Origin of the sequence: Aquimarina litoralis, from assembly GCF_019295435.1 — a bacterium.
In the GTDB taxonomy this organism is placed as follows: Bacteria; Bacteroidota; Bacteroidia; order Flavobacteriales; family Flavobacteriaceae; genus Aquimarina; species Aquimarina litoralis_A.
Genome location: NZ_WEKL01000003.1, coordinates 64,525 through 87,309, shown reverse-complemented (window position 1 = coordinate 87,309; position 22,785 = coordinate 64,525). Strand labels below are relative to the sequence as shown.

Genomic DNA, 22,785 nt, shown 5'->3' with positions numbered 1-22,785 from the left:
CAAGGAATTATATGTAATAACGTCTCATTAACTTCACGGAAAACAGGGTAGAACGGATAACACTAAACTCATAATTTAGCGGTTAAAAATGAACGACCAGATTATAGACCAAATAAAAGCAGACCTTTTAAAATCATTTGAGTTTTATGCTAATCCAGCATATACCGGTTATGATCCACTACGACCAGTAGCAAAAATTATTTTTTCTGCTCAAGGAGAAATTACATCACCTCCAGATTTAGAATTTATGGGATACGGTGGTGGTTCTGAAGGAGAAGCTTTTGATGCTTGCGGAGGATTTAATTTAGAACCGTTTTTTCCATTAGATGCTGATGGGGAATATTTCGAGAATGATGATGAAGAATTTATTGGAGAATGTCTTCAAAATGCTGGTGAAGCGGTATTAGAAAGTTTGCAATCTGTTGCTACAAGCGAAGCATTTTTGAATATCCCGAAAGAAGGTCCCATCGTATTTGTATTAAACATTGTGGATCAAAAAAGTAAAGTGATTTGTAGAATCCATCCTGATGGAGAAGTAGAATTACCACCTAAAAAGAACTAATATGCTATGATAGAATGTTTATGTACTTAGAATAGGAATTCAACCATAATGAATTGTGATTTTGAGATGGTGTGTTTTTCTTTATTGTAGCAGAAAAGAGAAGAACAAGTAACATTCCGTTACAATTCAACTAGTCAATACGATACTTCAACAAAAACGATTGCCTAGAGAGATCGATTAAATTGATATTGCACCAATATTAATTTAATACATAGACAAATGAAGCTTCTAGGAAAAATAACATTCGTATCTCTTTTATTAGTATTTCTTATAATTTCAAACGGACAGTTTTCTATATTTTTTGCCATTTGGATTTCAACAGCGATGCTTCTTTTTGCTGTTAGAAGATTAAAGAGGTGGCAAGGTTTTCTATTTGCTATTTTAGCTATAGGAATAAGTTATTACGTAGGTTTTGATGTAGTGCCATTTTTACCTTTTAGTGTGTCAATTGTTATCGCTATAATTTTTAGCATTTTTACATCTTTACCCTATTTAATAGATTCATTTTTTTCAAAAAACAGGAACTCTTTTTTAAGTACACTTATCTTCCCTACATCTGTTGTTCTTATAGAATATGCATATCATCAATTTAATGCATATGGTACTTGGGGGCATTTTGCATATACGCAGCAATCACAGCATATTCTGTTACAATCAGTTTCTATTTTTGGATTGGGGTATATTACATTTTTGATTTCTTGGTTTGCATCAGTTTGTAATTGGGTGTATGAGCAAAGAAATCAAAGGCAAAATATGAAAAAAGGGATTCTTATATACAGTTTAGTTTTAGGAGTAACACTTGTGTATGGAGGGTATCGCACTCAATTCCAGAAAACAAATTCCGAAACTATTCATATTGCCTCTATTTCTGCATTAGATAGCCTTAAAGTTAGGGTAGATATTAAAGGGTTGAATAACAAAGAAACTGAGAATGAGGTTAAAATAGAAACTAGAAAAAATACATCAAAATTAAATCAAAACCTATTTGATAGAAGTATTGCCGAAGCAAAAGCCGGTGCAAAAGTAGTTTTCTGGGCTGAAGGGAATAGTGTTATATTAAAAGAAGATGAAAACGAATTGTATGAATACGCTAGTCAAGTAGCTTCTGATCAGAAGATATACTTAGGTTTAGGTGTTGCAGTGATAGACCCCACAAATAGTAAGTTTCTAGAAAATAAGTTTGTTTTATTTGATCAAACCGGTAAAAAAGTAATGGATTATTGGAAAGGGATTTCTGTTCCTGGTCAGGAAACGGAAATTAGTAATAATAAAAACACCGGAATTCAGAAAGTCATAACTGATTATGGAACTATTGCAGGAGTTATATGTTTTGATTTAGATTTTCCTAATTATTTAAAGGGAGCTGAAGGAGCTGATATGTTATTGGCACCAAGTAATGATTGGAAAGAGATTGATCCTATTCATACAGATATGGCAAAATTTAGAGCAATTGAACAAGGTTTTAATTTTATTCGTCAAACAAGCTTTGGTTTATCTATAGGTACAGATTATACTGGAAAGGTGATTAGTGAAATGGATCATTTTAAGGATACCAATAAAGTTATGATCACAGAATTACCTACAAAAGGAGTAAAAACGATATACGCTGTAATTGGAGATGCTTTTATTGCATTTTGTGCACTCCTACTTGTTTCGGTTATTCTAATAATTAGAAAAAAAAGAATCTAAGAAGAACTCATAGTTGAGTCAAGTTGCCAGTGATTAACCGTTTGCAGTTAATCATTTGCTGTAATTAGAAATAAAAATCAATCTCATTTTAGATATTTAACAGTGTTGGAAAAAAACAAGATAGAGAAAGGGATTAAGTTTAACAATATATTAAAAACAACAAGTTTACTTTACTTTATAATTTATTTATATTTGCAATTAACAATAAAAATTATCTCCATGATTATAAATTTCTAAATCAATAATTATTTATTGGTATTAAAAAAATAAATATACTTCTTTGTCCTTTCATATATTTACAAAATGTTTGGAATAAAAATTAATAATTACAGGTCATTCTCTAATCAGTATTTTGATTTTTCAAGAGTAAACATCTTAATTGGAGAAAATAGTTCTGGTAAAAGTAGTCTAATTAAGTTTCTCCTATTTTTGAAAAGAAGTGCCAAATTTACTTCATCAAGTTTCAAATTTACTTATGAACTTGGCAAGTTCGATGATTTTGTTTATGGTCATAATAATGATTTATGCATTTCGTTCGATTTTCTGTTTGGTAAGGAATATATAGAGTTCTTTAATAAGCATTTATCAGACAAGGAAGAGTTTAATCAAATTTGTAAAGAAACACTTTCTTTAAAAGGAGAAGATGCTAAGATTAAATTGACATTCACTTTTGATAAAAATGTTTTGAGCTCGAATGATGTTTTAATCAGAATCGAAAATAAATATTTTGGTTCTGTAGAGTTAAATAGAAATAATAGTAAAAAAGAAAATATAATTGAAGGGGAGCAATGTGATATAAAATTTTATTCGAAGCATTCTGATAAAGAATTTATATTGGAAGATGTTAACTATGAACAACGTGGTTTCTTTTCTCTTACCAATGGTATAGATGTCAAATCTAAGATAGAGAAAATTGAAGGAATGAATATGTCAATCTTTTATCACATGGCATTTATGTTAATTTCTCAAAACTATGCGGAAGATTTATTAAAAATGATGTCTTATGTTAATCCAATTTCATCAACTCCTGAAAGGTCATATGATGAGAATGAAAGACAAGGGGTGTTATATAAAGTAAAAGATATAAGTGATGTTGTTAATATTTTGTCGGATGAATCTTTAGAAACAATTGTTCGAGAAACTCTTCTCTCCGATTTAAATAAAGCATTGAGGTTCTATGGAATTTTGCACGAAGTAAAAGTAACAAACAGTTCTTTTGGACCAAAAGAACTTAAAGTAAAAGTCAATAAGGGAGGTATTTGGTCAAACATCAAAGATGTTGGCTATGGGAGTTCGTTACAGATTCCTATTATTTTTCAAGCTTTGGTTGCGAATATCTCTGGAGGTGAAATAATCATAATTGAACAACCAGAAGTTCATATCCATCCGCTTCTTCAATCTAAATTTATCGAAACACTAGTTAAAATAGGAGATAAAAATACTTATTTGATAGAAACACATAGTTCGGATTTAATTAGGAAGTTACAGGTTTTAGTCAAAAACAAAGAGTATAAATTGAATCCAGAGGCAGTAAATATTTATTATTTTAAAAAAACAAAAAGTATATCGGAGATAACAAAACATCAGATAAATGATTATGGAAAGCTAATACCGAAATTCCCATCAGGCTTTTATGACTCTTCTGTGAATCTGGTTAAAGAACTCTTTTAATGGTTGTTTTAGCCCATCCTGATATTTGGATAGAATTTTTTAAGAATAAGGGAAAATTAATTCCTAGTACAGGTTATAAAATGATTTTGAGAATTCTAAATAATTCTCAAAATTTATTTGCATATAACTATGAGTGGAATGATTATTATGAATCCGAGTTGTTAGAAGCAGAAGACGATACAGCTGATTTTATTGATATTTTTAATAACCTTTTAGTTCAATTAAACTATCAAGATAGACTATTTCATGAAAACTACGGTTCTATTAAAAATTTTAATGATCTAGAGCTTTGCTTTTCTAACAGTTCGAATCTCCAATTTTTATTGATAAATAATGAAGTTAACTATCTAAATAGTCCTGCAGAAAARTGCTCTTTAATTTTAAGTAAAATTGAAAAGCCTAATTCACATTGGATATATTTTTCTATTTTAGAAAGTGATTCATCACACCAGCTTAGTGTTGATTATAGAGATTTTCGCTCTAATCAGGAGATTCAAGAATTTATCCATAATTTGTTAAATTTAAAAAACCCAAAATCAAAAAGAATCTATATTCAAAGTGATTATTTAAATTTTGGGAGTTTATTCGAGAGGGTAAAAGGAAAAAGAATAACTTATTGTAGTTCAGAGTATCAGGGCATAGATAAAAAAAATTCACCAACTCTACAGGCAGAGAAATTGTCAATTTCGACTTATTTTGGAAATAACGCAAGCTATATTGTTAGTGGAAATAAAAGTTATTTACATCCAAGAGCTGTTTTTTATAATAATCTTGTATTGAATATGAATCATGATTTCCCTCAGATAGTTCTTGGTAATGAAAATTGGCACCTAACTTTCCATTACTGTATTGAAGCATATTCAGAAAAATTAAGAATAATTAAAAACTACAGAGCTATATAATATAAATCAGGTTTTACCGGTAGGTGATACATAACGTAATAGTAATTAATAAATAGTACGATTTTTGTGTTTTTTGGTGATTGTTAAAGCTTATATATATATATTAATCGTACCCAAACTTCTTTGAAAATATAAAACCTAAAAAATCATTCCTTCAAAGAATAATCACTAAGCTATATAATAGGTGAATTTCTTATACTTTTTGACGATGAATATAAATAATAAGTAAAACCTTTTACTCATAATTATTCCTAAGATGATTCCTTTTTTATAAATTACATTTCCGAATGTGAGCGAATGGTAATCAACGAATTCAAACCTACATCAGAGTTATTAAAAAAGTATATTAAGTCTTTTTACTTTATGAAATCTCGTGAGAATAAAAAGACTGAGTTTGTCTATTATCCTCATTTTATTGAAACCATAAATATTTTCTGTAATGCTACTGTTCGTATTAGTGATCATTCATTTAATGTTTGTTATAAAGAAAACAAAATTGATGTTATTTTAACAGCTACTAAAACAAAGTTTAGAACCGCTATCGTAAAAAATGAATACGATATTATTGGAATACAATTTTTGCCTTTAGCAATTCATAATTTTATAGATACTAGAATTTTACAAGCTATCGAAATAGGACTTTTTGAAATAAACAATATACCGGATCTAAAGAGAGTAAGTCTTATCCAAAACATGGAAGAAAGATTGATAGCTCTAGAATTGTTTTTTGAAAATGTGTATCAGAATGCTGAATTAGATACATTGGCAACAGCAATTGAATTAATACAAAATTCAAAGGGAAACATTAGAATGCAAGAGCTGGAAAAGGAGGTTGACTTAAGTAGAAGAACAATATTAAGGCAATTTAAAAAATATCTGTATTGCTCTTTCGAGGATTTCAAAAACATCGTTAGGTTTCGATTGGCGATAGAAAATTTTTCTAACAAAAGCGAAAATACATCAGGTATTATTGGTGATATAGCGTACTATGATCAATCAGATTTTATCAATCATTTTAAATCACTTTCTGGAGAATCTCCAAAAAAGTTATTCAAGCAAATTGCCAACAACCCTAAATCTGCAAAATATTTCTGGAAATTAAAATAGGTGTCTCAATTCTCCAATCATAAATATTCTTTCTAGTGTAGTTTTACAAAAAATCAAAATCATGAATACTTCATCATCAATCAAATCAAATTGTAAAATCATCTATTTCATCGTTGTCTTGTTGCTTGTTTACTTTCCCTGCAATAGTCAAAACGAAGAGACCTACTTGTCTAAAATCGAAAGCGGATTAATCCCAACAGTCCAAATAGAAAACGATCCGGTTTATCATCAATTAAAAGATAGAATGAAACATTATGGAGCGGTTGGTTTTTCATTAACTACTATAAAAGACTTTAAAATAGAAGCTACAAAAGGATATGGGTTTTGTCAAAAAGAGAATGCAAAGTCAGTTATAGAAAACTCTGTTTTTAGAGTTGGTTCTATCAGTAAATCTATTACTGCTATGGTTATTCTTAAACTTCAGGATAACGGTGTACTTGATTTAGATACGGATATTAAAACCTATTTAAAAACATGGAAATTACCTAAAAGCAAATACATCAAAAAAACTCCTGTAACCCTTAGAACATTGTTAACACATAGATCTGGTTTAAAAAAGCAACAGCGAGTAAAACTAGAAGATCATGGGTTTATCAAAGGAGATAAAATATATACGCTTAATGAAGTTTTAGATGGCAAATCAGCTTTGCAACCCATCACTTTTACATCAAAACCAGGAGAAACATTTAAGTATTCTAATCAAGGATACAATTTGATACAAAAGGTCATAGAGGATGCAACCGGAAAATTATTTCAAGATGTTGCTAAAGAATTAGTTTTAGAGCCTTTTGAGATGAACAATAGTACCTTCGAAACGGTATATCCTGATGAAAACAACACAGCATTTTGTTATGCCTATAAAGACGAGAAAGTTCATAAAGGTTTATATAGAAATATCGCTCAAAAATGTGGTGGAGGTTTGTTTTCTACCTCTCAGGATTTGGCTAAGTTTTCAATAAAAGTAGCAAAAATAGTTAATGGAGAAGATGATTTTTTAAGCCCAGAATTAGCGAAACAGATATTTTCAGAAAATGATTATGGTTTAGGATTTGACTTGATAAAAAAGGATAGTTTATTTCTTTTCTCACATTCAGGAAGAGTTCCTGGTTTTTATAGTTTTATGGCAATGGATCCTAAGTTAGGAAACGGATTTGTTATGCTGGTAAATTCGGATGGAGTTGATGATCTGTTTTGGGAAATGTTACGTTCAGTTGCGAATGCATATGAGTATCCTCTTTGGAAACCTAAGGTGATTACTAAAATTGATATCGATCTAGACGATTATAAAAATTACTTAGGAGATTATAAAGCAGATGATGACGACTCTATGATAAAACTAGTGGTAAAGAATAATCAATTGTATTATCAGGAATCTGATGATGAGGATGTATATGAATTTCCATTAGTACCCATTTCGAAAAATGTGTTCATCGATGGTATAGATGGGAATAAAATTGAGTTCAAAACAGATGGAGATACCGTTTTAGGAGCTATGTATGATGATAAGTATAGCTATGCTAAAATTGATAAGTAGATTGATCTTTTATACGAATAACATTATCAATTATTGTGTAACGATATCTAGATACAACCTTTAATATGGTGATAATCGAGTTCAAGCGAGAGGCTTTCGAACGCTGCAGGAAAAACTATTGAAGAAGGATGTTTTATGGTAAATTATATTGATAATGTGGATTAAACATACGTGATTTATAGTAAGAATAAAATGAAAAAATAAGTTTATTCATACTATTTCTTGCTTTTATCAACTACAAAGAACAAGGAAACTAAAGGTTGGAGTGTATATGATAATTTCTACTAATAGCATTGGAATATTCGCCATAATGGAATGCTATTGTTAGATTTTTTAAATTAAATTATTCCCTGTTTTATTGACTGTAATGATATGTTAATCTCAAATGAAATTAGAAAATGTTTTGGTTTTCTAGTATCTTTAGAGTAAAAAGTAATTGAATGCTTAGACATATCGTAATACTATTTTTAATAGTAATATGTAGCTCTTGTAATAAAGGGAATCAAAAGGAAGAAGCTACAAAACCTAAGGGATGGGAGGTCATATATATCAATGATGATCAAGGTAAACCTTTGTTTGGGGATATAGAAAATCTTAAAAAAGCAGTTCGTCAAGGTTGTGTAATTCGAGTAGGTTGGGGGATACATAACGAATATAAAAGAGACCGCTTGAGAAGAATTTTTAAGGTTGAACATACCGCAGAAGCAGAGTTTCTCACCATTAGTGAAGGTCATGTATTCGCACAATTAGACAGAATAATGGGACAAGCACCTTCTAGAGAACGTCCTAAAATTAATCTCGTGAAAACACATTATTGGCATTCAGTATTAGGAACTACTGGAGAAATGACACAGGTATATCAAGACTATAATGATGTAGACAAGAGCGATGAATTTATTGATGATGTGAAAATGACTTGGTATGTTAATGTCGCTGATTGCGACTATAATCATTCTGATAATAAACCGTTGTATTAAAACTAAAGCCCAATGACAAGATCAATTTTTTATATAGTATGTGTTTTAATGTTTTTTTCATGTAATCAAACAACAAAAGATACGTCTAATACTACCGAAAAAATAGTAGAAGAACGTATGGAAATTACCACAAAACAAGGTTTAATTACAAAGAAAAGTACACAGAGTTTCGATGATACGTATACAAAATTGGTAGAAATCATCGAAAATAATCCAAATCTCAAAATTATAGCGCAACTAGATCACCAGGCAAATGCCGCATCTGTAGGTTTAACCTTAAATCCTACTAAAATTATCATGTTTGGAAACCCTAAATTAGGAACACCATTGATGCAAAGTGTACAATCTACTGGATTAGATCTTCCGCAAAAAATATTAGTTACTCAAGACGATGCAGGAATCGTTCAGATATCTTATAACGATCCAAAGTATCTTCAACAACGCCATGGAATACAAGGTAAAGATGAAGTGTTTACCAAAATCAGTGGCGCTCTTGATAAAATAACATCTGCAGCAGCTGGACTATAAGCTAGTTCTGAAGCTTTACTTTGATAGGACCTCCACTGGAAACATAGCTTCCTCCCACTTCATCTATGTTGATATTTAATTCTTCGCTGGTGCTTATTTTATTGATATCAACTCTCAATTGGTCGTAGGTGCTCACTCCTTTAATGTTTACATCAATTTCATCTGATGTATCTAATTTTACAGTAATAGTTCCATCTTCATTGATTGGTACTAATCCATAGTTTGAGGTTAGGGGCGATTCATTGGCATATGCCTTCGGGATAATAGTGAGATCTTTAATAACAATGATGCATAACGCAATGGCAATAATTGTAAGAATTGTTTTTGTATAAGTATCGGTTTTCATAATGATATGTTTTAGTAGAAATTATCAAAAACTACACCGCGATGTAGCTTTTTAAATTTACAATATCATTTTTCATTACTATACTATTCTCTAAGCAATTTTTTATCCAAAGATTCTGTTTGCTCTTTAAAGTACCAACCTTCCTTTCCGGTAGATAATTTTTGTAAGTCAATTTCTAGTAACGGATTTACATGGTAATTAATATTTTTTAAGGAATAATGTAAATACGTAGTGTCATCATTAATAGAAGGATTGACCAATGGAAGATTGAATCTATCAATTCGCATTTCAGTTATGATATCTGTATACTTATTTTCAATAGCTATACGCTTACGTTTCGGATATAAATTACCATCAATATCATTAGGCATTTGCACGTTATCGGCAAGCGATAAACCGAGTCTATCTATTTCTAATGAATCTATTTTTAAGAAATCTGCGTTTTGCGAGGTAGCACTTCCGCTTACGGAATCTTTTTGTTTTATATATTCTAAAAGTGATACTTGAAAATAGTATTGATATCTCTTCTTGTTTCCTGATGTTTCGACAATATGTTCTACAGCTTTTCTCTTTTTTATGGTATCATCTTCACAACGAATAAGAAGCTTCTTATTAAGTTGAGTGTCACTTAGAATAGAAATAGTAACAGGTTCCAGAGGCATGAAGTTTATCTGATCTACTCCTTTTCGAATCAGTTTTTTTAAAATATTAGATCCTCGCCAAGGTGATTTTTTGAAAATTGACGAAGCAAATAACCCAATAGATATAAATGGCATCGCAATGGTACCCAATAATGAAGTTGCTACAAATGGTACTTTTAGTAATATAAATTTCAAGTATTTATTGCTTAATAAAACTTCTTTTATGCGGGTAACAGAAGGGTTAAAAAGATTGTTTTCCAATTCTTTAGCATATTCACCTTTTTTGTTAAAAAAATCAATCTTTTCAATATTGCCGATTAATTGTTCTTCAAAATTTGTAAAACCATCATTAGCTATAAAAGGACTATTTGGTCTAAACCCTCCTTTACTTTCTTTTAAAGATAGTAAAGTGCTTAAACGAGCAAATTCGAAGGCGTACTTTCTTGCTTTTGGAGAAGCAAAACCTCCAAAAGCTTCTATTTCACTTCCTGGTAATTCAATAGTATTTAGTGTTTTATTTATAGGAAGAATAGCGGCTCGATAAGCATTCTCATTTTTACCATCTGTATTTAGTGCGAAGTCGGCAATAACTTTAAAAACAGTTTGCGCAAATGCATTTTGATCTTCTTTTTCAGTAAGTTTTAAGTTTTTATATACAGTAGAAATATCAAGAGATTCGGATTTTTTGATGGTATCATCAATTAAATTTTTGAGTGCCTTTAAATCATCTAACTTTAAATTTATGCAAGCTTGGTGATTTCCATTTGTATGTTTACAGTTTTTCTCAATTTCTGCAAGAAAATATACCATAGGATCACGAGTCCCTAAAGATATAATTCCACTTTTAAGATTTTTAGTAATCTTATTAAAAGCTGTTGCAATGATGTCTACAGTTAGATTGTGGCTCATGTCTGTATTGGCATCTAAATAATTGAAAATAGTCTTTCGAAGCTCAAAATTTTCTTGAATGTCAATTATTTTATGTTCTTCTTTAATACTTCCTTGATTGGTGAGTACTCCTAGTATACTTGAAACATTTCCCAAAAGTTTCCCTAATTCTTTTTTAAAAGAAACTTCGTTTCCAGATTTTGTAACTGGTGAAAACGCTGATATTTTAAAAGAATGATATTGTTCTTTTCGTACAATAGGATCCACGAATAATATTAACCGTTCCTCATTATCTGTTGCACGACCAAAATCTTGAAAAGTACCTATTTTAAAAGCTTCTCTTATCGGCTCGTTATTAAAAGTACCACCATCGATATATGGAAAATTAAAGGATTCATAATCTAAAGTATTATCACTTTCTTCCGCGAAATAGCTGTTTTTTTTGAAAGTTTTGTTACTCTTTTTTTGATGATCTGTAATCTCCTGTTGAATTTTTCTAAAAGATGACGGCCAATCACTATTTTTTATTGTATTCCCAAATTCTGCTTTATATCTTTTTAAGATTACAGGTTCGAAGGCAATAGGAAATGCTCCACATCCAAGAGCAGAGGCAGAAATAGTAGCCCACGCACTACGGTTTTTCATATCGAAGTGAGTGGGCTGGTTTGGTTTTGGGTTACTGCAAAATTTTAGCCAACGGGAATCGGTTTTCTTACCATCGGTTTCCGTTGCTGTTTCGTCAAATACAAAATCGATAACTCTAAGTTCAGAATGATTTTCTGACCCTACTGATTTTAAAAAGTTTTGCTGCAATCGATCTTTATCTAAATCACCATTGGTGTTATTTTTAGAAAAATCAATTTCTATAGGTAGTAGATTGGTTAGTGAACAGGCAAAAATAACTCGTTTAGGATCTAATAATTGTCTTCGAGAAATGTTTACTCCTTCTGAAGCCATTAGGTAACTTTTTGTAAGATCTTCTAGTAATTTTCTATCCAGTAAAGAAAAAGATTCATTAGGTTCTATACCTTTTTTAGAACGATTTTTATTGTTGTACAGTTTTACTGAATCAACCTCTTCAACCCATAATTTGTACTGTATTTTTTGGGCTAATTGAAGTGCTTTTAAAGTTTCAAATTTATTTTTATGTTTTTCAGCTTTAGAAGGATCATTAGAAAAATAATCCTTAATGATTTCATCCAGCAAATCTTGTTCTGTAAGTTGATTATTAACTAATGGAATCATCGCATGATAATCAATAAGGCATTTGAGCATGATAGTTAAAGCAATGGCACCTGCACTAGCTCCACTCATTCCATCAACAATTACCTGTTCATATTCTTTGTTATCATTATCTTTTCCATAAAGCACTAGCAATTTTAGAGCTTCTGTTAATGCCGCTCCAGAAAAAGAGCCTAACGAAACTCCTCCTCCCATTGCCAAACAGACACGAAGTGTTTTTCCCATGATTTCTATTTGTTAATTGTTATACAAACGTTTTCACTTCATTACCTATTTGGTAAAGAAGGTCTTATTAGGGGAATACGTAACAAAAAAGGTTTAGCTAATCTCGATTCATATATCTGGATTTGCCCATTTTTTGCTGTGCTTGAGGAGCTGTTGGGGTAGTAGGTATATTTGCCGAAGGCATTGTTACTTCAGGAGTTTCTTCGCTAGAAGAAGTACTATTATCTGAATCATCAGTAGGATTTGGTACTTCGGGATTTGGAGTAGTTGGATTTGATGTTTCTGGAATAACTGGATCTTCAGGTCTTCTGGAAGCCTCTGCAGGCGAGATACCAAATAATGTTCCGGCAGCAGCTTTTAATCTTTCTGTAAATTCTTGTGATGCAAAACCAGAAATAATAGCCAAACTCATAAAAGATACCATTCCTCTAAACGATATATATTCATTGTCGTAAGTTGGATTTGCAGTAGAAGAAATAATTAAGTGAGATATAAAAAATATTAATAGCCCAGATATTGCAGCTGTTAATGGTCTAATCAAATAAGGGATGAATAAATTCTCAGGAAAGCTTTTTTCTTCTCTGTAAAATTCGAAAATTCCTCTAAGATTTGCTAGTACTCCTCCTAGCATGCCAGCTAAAAACATAACTACTAACATATCTAGAAAATTTACATGTTCTACATCTTTCTCTATTTCTTCAAATTCTTTTTGCTTTAGGTTACTATCTTGAATTCCTGGAGTAATAGAAGGGTTTTTAGGTGCAATAGCTATAATGGTTGAAGCAATTGAGCTATCCACTTTCGTAGAATCTGATGCTATCTCAGCATTCGATATGAGGGATTTATCAATAGCTGAAGAATCTTGATTGCTTTCATTTACTTTTTTGGAACTTTCTTTGATTAAATTTTGTTTCGCTTCTTCGGTAAAAAAGTCTTTGTCATACACTAAAACATAGAAATAACTGTATAAAAGAAGTACAGAGGTGATGGCTAAAACAGCATTATATATAATTGTTACAGTTGGTTTCATGAGTAATAAATATGATTCATTATGTGTTAGTGTACATTACTTCTTTGCCTGACTAAAATTCCATTTAATTCCTGGTTTTAAGATGACATCTTCATCACCGGTTATTGCGTTTGTTTCTTTTTTTAGAGACATAAAAAGGGTAATGCTTGGGATTAGATAGGCTTCTGCATACCCACCAAAGTCAATACTTTCTGTCATACTATCGTGATATATTTCTGCAGAAAGAATTAATTTTTGGCCATATTTTCTTAACGCAATACCACTTATAAAACCATCATTATTCATAGTTTGTGGTGTTTGGTCATATCGATACATAATCATTGCGTTCATACTCATACCACTTTTTCCAAGATCATATTGTCCCACAAGCCATGCCTGATGTCGATAGGTTACGATACTATCGGTTTTAAAAGAATTATCTCTTGCTCTACCAGCTATAGCATAACCTAAAGCTAATGAGCCTCCTGCTTTTTCCATGTATCGTGTCTTGGCATTGAGATACGCCTGTTTTAGTGCTGGATTATCTACAACAGTACCCTGATCATCAGAATTCATAGGGCCTGGATCAGTATTTGAAAGCAAAGCATTATCAATATCTTGTCCTAATTGTTGATCGAATATTAAATCCTTACTGTCAAAGAGAGTAGCTCGTATTCCTCCAGAAAATAATAAATCATCTGGAAAATCCATAGAGTTAATAGTAGCAATAGATAATTGTAGATTGGCAAGAAATCTTTTTCCATAACTATTTCTATATTCTTTTACACTTTTTAATCTTCCACCGAAAGTGAAATAAGGATTAAAATCAAATGCCAATCCAGGACTTACCTCGTTCCCACTAAGAAAATTACTGGCTAATTGTGTAATTATTTCTTGAGGAGTACTTGCTCTCATGATTGTAGTAGGATTAGCATCTAATACAGCAAAGGCAGGACTTTCTGGAACGTTATAATCCAATTTAAAGGCGTAAGCATCTTGATTGTCACCAGGTGATTCAGTATCCTGAGAATATCCAATAAGTACAAAAAAACTTACGAGTATCGAATAACTTATTCTGTATCTTTCCATAAGTCAGATGTTGAAAAGTTATCAGTAATAAGATGTTTGAAAATAACATGATTTCCAAACTTGAGTTGTTTTCCATCCGAACATTTAGGAACAAGGCGAGAAGATTGCTTTGTCCATCGGTTTTTTCCATCTTGCATAACCGTAATGCTAAATTCTCCTCGTAATACATTAGTAATAGATGAACAAGCATTGATGGACCATGCGAGAGAATCATTTTCTATTTCCTCCGGTTTTTCTAAGAGTATAAATTCATCTACACCGTCATCTCCAGTAATGACATTAAATTTTTCTTTCTTTTCCCATTTCCCGTTTTGAAGTTCCCACAGGACAAATATCGATCCGGACCTGATTCCATTATTAGCGGTGACTCTAACTTTTAGAGAACCACCAGCTGGATCAATTAAACAATAATTTGATTTCGACATGATGGGTTAGGTTTTAAGTTGTTGATATTTTTTAATTTATCAAAATTTACAAAGGTTGAAATGCTATATAGTTCTTTGGTTCAGAACTTAATTTCTAGTATAACTATTGAATAAAGCTACCTTTGTAAATATTACTTTAAAAATACATTAAAACCTTGATATCGGTCGTAGGTAAATACCTTTTTTTGGTGCAATGCCAATTTTTATAGTAAAGTTCAGTTAGAAGTCAAACTAATGACTATTTCTACCAGTCGGTAATCTGAGAGTTAACTTCTGATGTCTTTATTTCTACAAATACTGTATCTATAGTTTTATAACTATGAATACCATCTTTGCTATTAGCTATTCTTCTTTTGTTTCTTCTGATTTCCTTTTTTATTTTTCTCCATTCTCTATTAGCATTCTTCAACTCTTTCTTTTTTGCTTTTTTATTTTTTTTGTGTTCAGAGTTGTCCGAATATTCAGTAATAATAGTAGTGTTCTCTATAGTAGTTCCTTGTCCAATAAGATTTTGACCAGACCAGATCAAAACGATCATTAATAATATTCTCAGTTTCATAATAGTTGGGTTTTTAATTGCTTGATTTACAGTTGCTAAATTAATTTATATTATGATTCAAAACTAGAGGGAAAATGTCCCTTTTTGATCAGGATTTATCCCCTAACATAAAAAAGAACCCTTTTATATATGTGTATAAATAAAAAAGGATGTCAACGTATTGACACCCTTTTTTTATTGTAATTCATTGATTTTTTACCAACCTGATAGTTGTGATTCAGTATTTGCTGATGGAATCAGAACAAAAACTGTATCAACTACTTTAGAAACAAAGATTTCTTTTAGGTCTTTTGTTCTTTTTTTTGTTGATGAAATTTGTTTTTTAATATCAGCCCATTCTTCATCCGAATAAGGTGTAGATGAAACATAAGACGAAGCTGATTTAGATTCTTCAGAAGTTTTGATAATTAATCTATCTGCAGAAACAGAATCATCTTCGTTATACGATCCTTCTTCAATTTTAATATCAACCTCTTTAATAGATTTTGTATTGTTTTTGTAATCCTGTCCAAAAGAAAAACCAAAAACACAAAGCATTATAAAAGTAATAGCAATTTTTATTTTCATTTTAATACTTTTTGAAAAATTGATTATCAAATTTAAATATATAGCTATTTGATAACCTATTTTTTGATGATTTAGTATTCGTAGGTCTTCTTATAGTATCCGAAACAGACCGTTAAAAGTCAATAAACCTGAGTCGAAAGCTATAAAGCATTGGAGGCTATAAAGTTACGTGAAATTTATGGTATTAGTTATATTTTGAAAGCTTTTTTCACCTGATCCACATAATCGAGTTTTTCCCAAGTAAATAGTTCAACTTCTTTTTCTACTTTTCCGGAATAAGGACTTTCAAAAACTTTAGTAACTAATTTAGATTCTTTACCCATATGCCCATAGGCTGCAGTTTCTTTATAAATCGGATTACGTAATTTAAGACGTTCTTCAATTGCTGCAGGTCTCATATCGAAAATATTAGCCACTTTTTCAGCAATTTCTCCATCGGTAATACCTAAAGTGCTTGTTCCGTATGTGTCAACAAAGATAGATGTTGGCTCCACTACACCAATAGCATAGGATACCTGAACCAAAACTTCACTTGCTACACCTGCAGCAACAAGATTTTTAGCAATGTGTCTTGAAGCGTATGCTGCAGAACGATCCACTTTACTTGGATCTTTTCCAGAAAATGCACCACCACCGTGAGCTCCTTTTCCACCGTAAGTGTCTACAATAATTTTACGACCTGTTAAACCAGTATCTCCATGTGGTCCGCCAATCACAAATTTTCCAGTAGGGTTGATGTGATATGTTATCTGATCATTAAATAAATCTTGTACATATTTAGGGAGTTGAGCAATAACTCTAGGAATTAGGATTGATACAATATCATTTTTGATCTTAGCTAGCATAACATCATCATCAATGTCAAAATCATCGTGTTGAGTAGATACTACGATAGCTACAATTCTTTGTGGTACGTTATCATCACTATATTCTATGGTAACTTGACTTTTAGAATCTGGTCTTAAATATGGGATTTCTGTACCTTCTCTTCTTAACTTAGCAAGTTCTATTAAGATCTTATGAGAAATATCTAAAGCCAGAGGCATGTAATTTTCGGTTTCTTTAGTAGCATAACCAAACATCATTCCTTGATCACCAGCTCCTTGTTCTTCTTTAGTTTCTCTATCAACACCTTGGTTAATATCTTGTGATTGTTCGTGTATTAAAGAAATAACTCCACAAGAATCACCACTAAATTGATAGGCTCCTTTTGTATATCCAATTTCATTAATTACTTCTCTCGCTATTTGCTGTACATCAAGATAGGTTTTTGATTTAACTTCACCTGCAAGAACAACTTGTCCAGTAGTTACTAACGTTTCACAAGCTACCTTAGAGTCTTTGTCAAAAGCCAAAAAATTATCTAATAAAGCATCACTAATCTGGTCTGCTACTTTATCCGGATGTCCTTCAGATACACTTTCTGAAGTAAATAAATATGCCATTATTCGTTGTTTTTATAGAATAAACTATAATAAATAAGAAGGATTGCAGTTAAAAGAAGCTTTCGATGGTAAATGGTAGTATATCGAACTGCTTTAGCATTTATTTACCGATATTGATTCTATAATAAAACAATGTCAGCTCTTTAGGGTTGCAATCAGTCAAATTTATCCCTTATTTTATTAATGCGGCAAAGGTAAAAAAAATGATAACATAGGAAAGTATTTAACGTATCATTAATTTATTTATAATAAAAAACTTTTTTAAGTTGATTTTTTGAACTAAAAATAATTTTTAAAGCAAATTGTTTTTAGTTTAAAAATAATTACTAGCTTTGTTTCGAAGTTTCTTATACATGTTAGTAAGTTATTAAGAAAGGTGGAGGGAATAGACCCTATGAAACCTTAGCAACCCTTTAGTCATAAAGAAGGTGCTAAATTCTATTCGTCATATGACGAAAAAGATAACTCAATACAATTACCATTCAAGTAATTGTTGTTTCCTTTCTTTTTAATTTTCTATGCAGCACACTTTCGATGTGTCTGATGTATTTGAATTTTATGAATTATTTAAAATTTAAAAATAGAAAATTATGAGTGCACAAAAATTTGCAACAGAAGCTTTACACGCAGGACATGATGTTACCGCTAATGGAGGGACAAGAGCCGTTCCTATTTACCAAACAACATCTTACGTTTTTAATGATGCAGATCATGCTGCTAATTTGTTTAATCTATCAGAGCCTGGTTTTATTTATACAAGGTTAAATAATCCTACGAATGATATTTTAGAACAACGCTTAGCAGCTTTAGAAGGAGGAATTGCAGCCGTTGTAACTGCTTCCGGAACTGCAGCCATCAATACTACTTTACTAACCCTTCTAAAATCGGGGGATCATATAGTAGCCTCAAGTAGTTTGTATGGAGGAACCTATAATTTGTTAAATGTAACCTTACCAAGATTTGGTATTACAACTACCTTTGTAGATCCTTCGGACGCTGAAAATTTTAAAAATGCCGTTCAAGAAAATACAAGAGTATTCTTTGTAGAGTCATTAGGTAATCCTAAACTGGATGTTTTAGATCTTAAAGCTATCTCAAAAGAAGCAAAGGCTTATAAAGTTCCTTTAATTGTAGATAATACAGTAGCTACACCAGCTTTATTAAACCCAATTGAACATGGGGCAAATATTGTAATTCATTCTTTGACAAAATATATTAGTGGAAATGGAACTTCGCTTGGTGGAGTAGTGATCGATGCTGGAACTTTTGATTGGTCAAGTGGTAAATTCCCTGAGTTTACAGAACCTTCTGCAGGATATCATGGATTAGTATATCATGAAGCTTTGGGAGCTGCTGCATTTATAGCAAAAATTAGAATTGAAGGTTTACGAGATCATGGTGCTGCTTTAAGTCCTTTTAATGCTTTTCAAATTTTGCAAGGATTAGAAACACTGGAAATTAGAATTAAAAAACATAGTGAAAATGCTTTAGCCTTAGCAAAGTGGTTAGAAGAACAAGATGAAGTGACTTGGGTAAAGTATCCTGGATTAGAAAATGATACTTATCATGGACTTGCTAAAGAGTATCTTCCTAAAGGACAAAGTGGTATTATTACTTTTGGAGTAAAAGGAGGTTTTGATTCTGCCAAAACGGTAGCAAACGAAACTGAAATATTCTCACTATTAGCAAATATTGGAGATTCTAAATCGCTAATTATTCATCCGGCAAGCACCACACATCAACAATTAACTCCAGAACAACAGGAGTCTACAGGAGTTACTCAAGACCTAATTAGATTATCTGTTGGACTGGAAAATGTAGAAGATTTAAAAACGGATTTGAAGAATTCATTTGCAAAGGTAACTGAAACAGTAAAGTAATAACGATATATCAAGTAAGTTGCTAATCCTTATCTGTTCTATAAGAATAAGAGGATTAACAATACTCATGAAGTAATATAATTCTATGCTCCAAAAAGTTCAGATATCACATTTTAAGACTACTAATGGGGAAAAAGTAAATCAATTTCCTTTATTCTATGAAGTGTTTGGAAAATCATTACATAGTGCACCTATAGTTTTGGTAAATCACGCCTTAACAGGGAATTCTAATGTTTGTGGTATTAACGGTTGGTGGAATGGACTTATTGGATCTGGAAAGTGTATTGATATCGATAAGTATACGGTAATAGCATTCAATATTCCTGGTAATGGTTATGATGGAGAAGAAGATAATTTAATTAAGGAATACAAGATTTTTAATGCAAGGGATATTGCTAGAATTTTTGCTAAAGGATTACGGCAATTGGACATCGATAATTTGTATGCAGTGATTGGTGGATCTGTTGGAGGAGGAATAGCTTGGGAATTGGCAGCATTGGAACCAAAATTGATCAGACATTTAATTCCTGTTGCTACAGATTGGAAATCGACGGATTGGTTAAAAGCAAATTGTTTAGTGCAAGAGCAAATTTTAGAAAACTCAAAAAATCCTGTTTATGATGCTAGATTGCATGCTATGCTGATTTATAGATCACCAGAATCTTTTAAACAAAAATTTGATAGAAGTTTTAATGATGATAGAAACATGTATAACGTGGAGAGTTGGTTGTTGCATCATGGAGAAAAATTAAAAGAAAGGTTTACACTTTCTGCGTATAAACAATTGAATTATATCCTTGCTAATATTGATATTACTACGAATAGAGGTAGTTTTAAAGATGTCGTTTCAGTGATTGAATCTGATATTCATATCATAAGTGTGAATTCGGATGGATTTTTTACAGCAAGAGAAGATGAAGTAACTTTTGAAGAGTTGAAAAAGATAAAAAAGAATATTTCACATCATACAATAGATTCTGTTCATGGTCATGATGCGTTTTTAATAGAATTTGAGCAGTTGAGTAATTTATTATCAGATGTGTTTTAAAATTAATTAGAAAATGAAAATTCTAAAATTTGGTGGAAAATCTCTGGCAAATGGAAAAGGAATCCATACAGTGGTTGACATTATTGAAGATAAAGTAAGAAATGGAGAATCCTTAGCTGTTGTACTTTCAGCGAGAGGTAAATCCACGGATGAATTGGAATCCATATTAGAGAAAGCTGCGAATAACGAAAGTTATCAAGAGCAACTTTCAGCATTTAAAAAATATCAATTATCAGAGTATATTGATTTTAATGTAGATGCTGAGTTTAAAACTTTGGATAAACTGTTTGAAGGAGTTTCACTATTAGGAGATTATAGCAAAAGAATCAAAGACCAGGTATTATCACAGGGGGAAGTGATTTCTGCTAAACTACTAACGCATTTGCTTCAAGAAAGAGGAGTGAATGCTAATTTCACTGATAGTAGAACACTTATTAAAACGGATGCTACTTTTGGAGAAGCCCAACCTTTAGAACAGTTATCTAAAGAAAATGTTATCAATCATTTTAAGCAGTTTAATGGAAATACTGTAAACATAGTTACTGGGTTTATTGCCTCTAATACTAAGAATGAAACCACTACTTTGGGTAGAAATGGAAGTAATTATACAGCAGCACTTTTAGCTAATTATTTAGATGCAGATGAACTACAGAATTTCACGCATGTGAACGGTATTTACACAGCAAACCCAGATTTTGTTTCAGATGCTAGAAAAATTGAAAAATTGTCTTTTACCGAAGCAAATGAATTAGCTTATTTTGGAGCTAATATTTTGCATGCAAAAACGATCATTCCATTACTAGAAAAAAATATTCCATTACGTATTTTAAATACTTTTGATCATAATGATCATGGAACTTTGATTACTTCGGAATCCAGTAAAAATGGGATTAAATCTTTGTCTGTTTTAGAAGATGTGTCTTTAATTAATTTAGAAGGAAGAGGTCTTCTTGGAAAAGTTGGAGTAGATGCTAGAATATTTAAGGCGCTTGCTTATAAAAATATAAGTGTAAGCATTATTTCTCAAGGTTCTTCGGAAAGAGGAATAGGATTAGTAGTAGCTTCAGAAAAAGCAAAAGAGGCCAAAAAAGTATTAGAACAAGAGTTTGAAATAGATTTTCATACCAAAGATGTAAATACAATTACAGTAGAGGATGAAGTTTCAGTGATATCAATTATAGGTCAGGATTTAAGTACTTTTCATAGGCCTTATAACGCTTTGATTAAAAATCAGGTAATCCCCTTGCTTTTTAATAATACCGTTTCTGGAAATAATGTGAGTCTAGTTGTGTTTAAAAATCAACTTTACAAAGCTTTAAATGTTATCCATGGAGAAATATTTGGGGTAACCAAAAAAATCAATATTGCCATATTTGGTCATGGATTAGTGGGAGGAACACTAATAAATCAAATTTTAGAATCGACAGAAAAGATCAGAAAAAGAAAGAAAATCGATCTTAATATTTTTGCAGTTGCAAATTCCAGAAAGGTATTTTTGGATAAAAATGGAGCTGATACTAATTGGAAATCTCATATAGAGGAAGGAGTTGCTTATGATGTTCAAGATATTATTGCTTTTGCTAATGACCATCATCTAGAAAATTTAATCGCTATTGATAATACTGCAAGCAAAGAGTTTACTGATAACTACGTTACTTTGATAGAAAATGGTTTTGATATTGTCTCTTCTAATAAAATTGCAAATACGTTAAGCTTTGATTTTTATAAAGAACTTCGTGTCAAATTGGAACAATATCAGAAACAATATTTATACGAAACTAATGTTGGTGCTGGTTTGCMTTTGATTGATACCATAAAGCTGTTGCATTTATCCGGAGAAAATATTACAAGAATTAAAGGGGTTTTTTCAGGATCGTTAAGTTACTTATTCAATACCTTTTCTGCCGAAGATAGATTGTTTAGTGAGGTACTAAAAGAAGCTATGTATAAAGGCTTTACAGAACCAGATCCTAGAGAAGATTTATGTGGAAATGATGTAGGAAGAAAACTATTGATTCTGGCAAGAGAACTAGATCTAAGTAATGAGTTTATAGATATTAATATTGATAATTTGATTCCTGAAAGTTTGAGAGATGGAGATGTTCATGAGTTTTTGGAAAATTTAGAAGAATTAAACTCAATATATCAAAAGATAAAAGAACAACAACAACCCAACCATGTGTTAAGATATATAGGAGATTTGCATGGAGATTTATTTAAAGAGAAAGGGGTCTTGGATGTTAAGTTAGTATCGGTGCCAGAAAGTAGTGCGTTAGGACAAGTCAAAGGTTCCGACTCTATATTCGAAATTTATACAGAATCTTATGGAGATCAGCCTATCGTAATTCAAGGAGCAGGAGCTGGAGCAGCTGTAACTGCAAGAGGAGTTTTTGGTGATATTTTGAGATTAACAGAAAAAGGATAACCTTAGCAAACAAAGAAATTTAAAAG

The 22,785-nt window shown here is 31.3% G+C and carries 19 protein-coding genes and 1 riboswitch; of the genes, 11 read left to right on the top strand and 8 right to left on the bottom strand.

Going from position 1 to position 22,785, the window contains the following annotated elements:
* The first annotated feature begins 88 nt into the window (after positions 1-88).
* The 8 genes from GBO31_RS02520 to GBO31_RS02485 all read left to right on the top strand — a co-directional run bounded on the left by GBO31_RS02520 (position 89) and on the right by GBO31_RS02485 (position 8,970).
* A complete protein-coding gene (locus tag GBO31_RS02520) occupies positions 89-562 on the top strand; it encodes a hypothetical protein (protein ID WP_219006739.1) in 474 nt (157 codons plus the stop codon).
* 219 nt (positions 563-781) lie between these two features.
* On the top strand, positions 782-2,251 hold the full coding sequence (locus GBO31_RS02515) for a nitrilase-related carbon-nitrogen hydrolase (RefSeq protein ID WP_219006738.1): 1,470 nt from the start codon (positions 782-784) through the stop codon (positions 2,249-2,251).
* Positions 2,252-2,554: 303 nt separating this feature from the next.
* On the top strand, positions 2,555-3,922 hold the full coding sequence (locus GBO31_RS02510) for a DUF3696 domain-containing protein (protein ID WP_219006737.1): 1,368 nt from the start codon (positions 2,555-2,557) through the stop codon (positions 3,920-3,922).
* Positions 3,922-4,824, top strand: a complete 903-nt coding sequence (locus GBO31_RS02505) for a hypothetical protein (protein ID WP_219006736.1) — start codon at positions 3,922-3,924, stop codon at positions 4,822-4,824. The genes GBO31_RS02510 and GBO31_RS02505 overlap by 1 nt, the downstream gene beginning before the upstream one ends.
* 363 nt (positions 4,825-5,187) lie before the next feature.
* On the top strand, positions 5,188-5,931 hold the full coding sequence (locus tag GBO31_RS02500) for a helix-turn-helix domain-containing protein (protein ID WP_219006735.1): 744 nt from the start codon (positions 5,188-5,190) through the stop codon (positions 5,929-5,931).
* Between the two features lie 61 nt (positions 5,932-5,992).
* Positions 5,993-7,465 carry a serine hydrolase domain-containing protein gene (locus GBO31_RS02495; RefSeq protein WP_219006734.1) on the top strand — a complete coding sequence of 491 codons (1,473 nt, stop codon included), beginning with the start codon at positions 5,993-5,995 and terminating at the stop codon, positions 7,463-7,465.
* Between the two features lie 440 nt (positions 7,466-7,905).
* Positions 7,906-8,442 carry a hypothetical protein gene (locus GBO31_RS02490; RefSeq protein ID WP_219006733.1) on the top strand — a complete coding sequence of 179 codons (537 nt, stop codon included), beginning with the start codon at positions 7,906-7,908 and terminating at the stop codon, positions 8,440-8,442.
* Between the two features lie 12 nt (positions 8,443-8,454).
* Positions 8,455-8,970 carry a DUF302 domain-containing protein gene (locus GBO31_RS02485; protein ID WP_219006732.1) on the top strand — a complete coding sequence of 172 codons (516 nt, stop codon included), beginning with the start codon at positions 8,455-8,457 and terminating at the stop codon, positions 8,968-8,970.
* A gap of 1 nt (position 8,971) precedes the next feature.
* Here GBO31_RS02485 and GBO31_RS02480 read toward each other — a convergent pair whose 3' ends face one another.
* The 8 genes from GBO31_RS02480 to metK form a co-directional block, all read right to left on the bottom strand.
* Complete coding sequence (locus GBO31_RS02480; protein WP_219006731.1) at positions 8,972-9,316, bottom strand: hypothetical protein; 345 nt, start codon at positions 9,314-9,316, stop codon at positions 8,972-8,974.
* An 83-nt stretch (positions 9,317-9,399) separates the two neighbouring features.
* Positions 9,400-12,312 (bottom strand): patatin-like phospholipase family protein, encoded by a 2,913-nt coding sequence (locus tag GBO31_RS02475; protein ID WP_219006730.1) that lies wholly within the window; start codon positions 12,310-12,312, stop codon positions 9,400-9,402.
* A 97-nt stretch (positions 12,313-12,409) separates the two neighbouring features.
* A complete protein-coding gene (locus GBO31_RS02470; protein WP_219006729.1) occupies positions 12,410-13,342 on the bottom strand; it encodes a hypothetical protein in 933 nt (310 codons plus the stop codon).
* A gap of 36 nt (positions 13,343-13,378) precedes the next feature.
* A complete protein-coding gene (locus GBO31_RS02465; RefSeq protein ID WP_219006728.1) occupies positions 13,379-14,410 on the bottom strand; it encodes a hypothetical protein in 1,032 nt (343 codons plus the stop codon).
* Positions 14,392-14,835, bottom strand: a complete 444-nt coding sequence (locus tag GBO31_RS02460; RefSeq protein ID WP_219006727.1) for a hypothetical protein — start codon at positions 14,833-14,835, stop codon at positions 14,392-14,394. Before GBO31_RS02460 ends, GBO31_RS02465 begins: the two co-directional genes overlap by 19 nt.
* 244 nt (positions 14,836-15,079) lie before the next feature.
* The gene (locus GBO31_RS02455) at positions 15,080-15,394 is read right to left on the bottom strand and encodes a hypothetical protein (RefSeq protein ID WP_219006726.1); all 315 of its coding nucleotides are present in this window, start codon (positions 15,392-15,394) and stop codon (positions 15,080-15,082) included.
* 195 nt (positions 15,395-15,589) lie between these two features.
* Positions 15,590-15,961, bottom strand: coding sequence for a hypothetical protein (locus GBO31_RS02450; protein ID WP_219006725.1), 372 nt, complete (start codon positions 15,959-15,961; stop codon positions 15,590-15,592).
* A gap of 188 nt (positions 15,962-16,149) precedes the next feature.
* Positions 16,150-17,406, bottom strand: a complete 1,257-nt coding sequence (metK, locus tag GBO31_RS02445) for a methionine adenosyltransferase (protein WP_219006724.1) — start codon at positions 17,404-17,406, stop codon at positions 16,150-16,152.
* Between the two features lie 361 nt (positions 17,407-17,767).
* Positions 17,768-17,874, top strand: a riboswitch (SAM riboswitch).
* Positions 17,875-17,996: 122 nt separating this feature from the next.
* Between metK and GBO31_RS02440 the strand changes: the two genes are divergently transcribed.
* The 3 genes from GBO31_RS02440 (at position 17,997) to thrA (ending at position 22,759) form a co-directional block, all read left to right on the top strand.
* A complete protein-coding gene (locus tag GBO31_RS02440; RefSeq protein WP_219006723.1) occupies positions 17,997-19,286 on the top strand; it encodes an O-acetylhomoserine aminocarboxypropyltransferase/cysteine synthase family protein in 1,290 nt (429 codons plus the stop codon).
* A gap of 85 nt (positions 19,287-19,371) precedes the next feature.
* Entirely contained in the window at positions 19,372-20,334 is a 963-nt protein-coding gene (locus GBO31_RS02435; protein ID WP_219006722.1) for an alpha/beta fold hydrolase, read from the top strand.
* Between the two features lie 13 nt (positions 20,335-20,347).
* Entirely contained in the window at positions 20,348-22,759 is a 2,412-nt protein-coding gene (gene thrA / locus GBO31_RS02430; protein ID WP_219006721.1) for a bifunctional aspartate kinase/homoserine dehydrogenase I, read from the top strand.
* The last annotated feature ends 26 nt before the right edge of the window (positions 22,760-22,785 follow it).

Bases quoted from the DNA above. Each gene is read 5' to 3' on its own strand.
- GBO31_RS02520 (WP_219006739.1), top strand. From the start codon at position 89: ATGAACGACCAGATTATAGACCAAATAAAAGCAGACCTTTTAAAATCA.
- GBO31_RS02495 (WP_219006734.1), top strand. From the start codon at position 5,993: ATGAATACTTCATCATCAATCAAATCAAATTGTAAAATCATCTATTTC.
- GBO31_RS02440 (WP_219006723.1), top strand. From the start codon at position 17,997: ATGAGTGCACAAAAATTTGCAACAGAAGCTTTACACGCAGGACATGAT.
- GBO31_RS02450 (WP_219006725.1), bottom strand. From the start codon at position 15,961: ATGAAAATAAAAATTGCTATTACTTTTATAATGCTTTGTGTTTTTGGT.
- GBO31_RS02475 (WP_219006730.1), bottom strand. From the start codon at position 12,312: ATGGGAAAAACACTTCGTGTCTGTTTGGCAATGGGAGGAGGAGTTTCG.
- GBO31_RS02455 (WP_219006726.1), bottom strand. From the start codon at position 15,394: ATGAAACTGAGAATATTATTAATGATCGTTTTGATCTGGTCTGGTCAA.
- GBO31_RS02480 (WP_219006731.1), bottom strand. From the start codon at position 9,316: ATGAAAACCGATACTTATACAAAAACAATTCTTACAATTATTGCCATT.
- GBO31_RS02485 (WP_219006732.1), top strand. From the start codon at position 8,455: ATGACAAGATCAATTTTTTATATAGTATGTGTTTTAATGTTTTTTTCA.
- GBO31_RS02515 (WP_219006738.1), top strand. From the start codon at position 782: ATGAAGCTTCTAGGAAAAATAACATTCGTATCTCTTTTATTAGTATTT.
- GBO31_RS02470 (WP_219006729.1), bottom strand. From the start codon at position 13,342: ATGAAACCAACTGTAACAATTATATATAATGCTGTTTTAGCCATCACC.
- GBO31_RS02460 (WP_219006727.1), bottom strand. From the start codon at position 14,835: ATGTCGAAATCAAATTATTGTTTAATTGATCCAGCTGGTGGTTCTCTA.
- GBO31_RS02510 (WP_219006737.1), top strand. From the start codon at position 2,555: ATGTTTGGAATAAAAATTAATAATTACAGGTCATTCTCTAATCAGTAT.
- metK (WP_219006724.1), bottom strand. From the start codon at position 17,406: ATGGCATATTTATTTACTTCAGAAAGTGTATCTGAAGGACATCCGGAT.
- GBO31_RS02465 (WP_219006728.1), bottom strand. From the start codon at position 14,410: ATGGAAAGATACAGAATAAGTTATTCGATACTCGTAAGTTTTTTTGTA.
- GBO31_RS02435 (WP_219006722.1), top strand. From the start codon at position 19,372: ATGCTCCAAAAAGTTCAGATATCACATTTTAAGACTACTAATGGGGAA.
- GBO31_RS02500 (WP_219006735.1), top strand. From the start codon at position 5,188: ATGAAATCTCGTGAGAATAAAAAGACTGAGTTTGTCTATTATCCTCAT.
- GBO31_RS02490 (WP_219006733.1), top strand. From the start codon at position 7,906: ATGCTTAGACATATCGTAATACTATTTTTAATAGTAATATGTAGCTCT.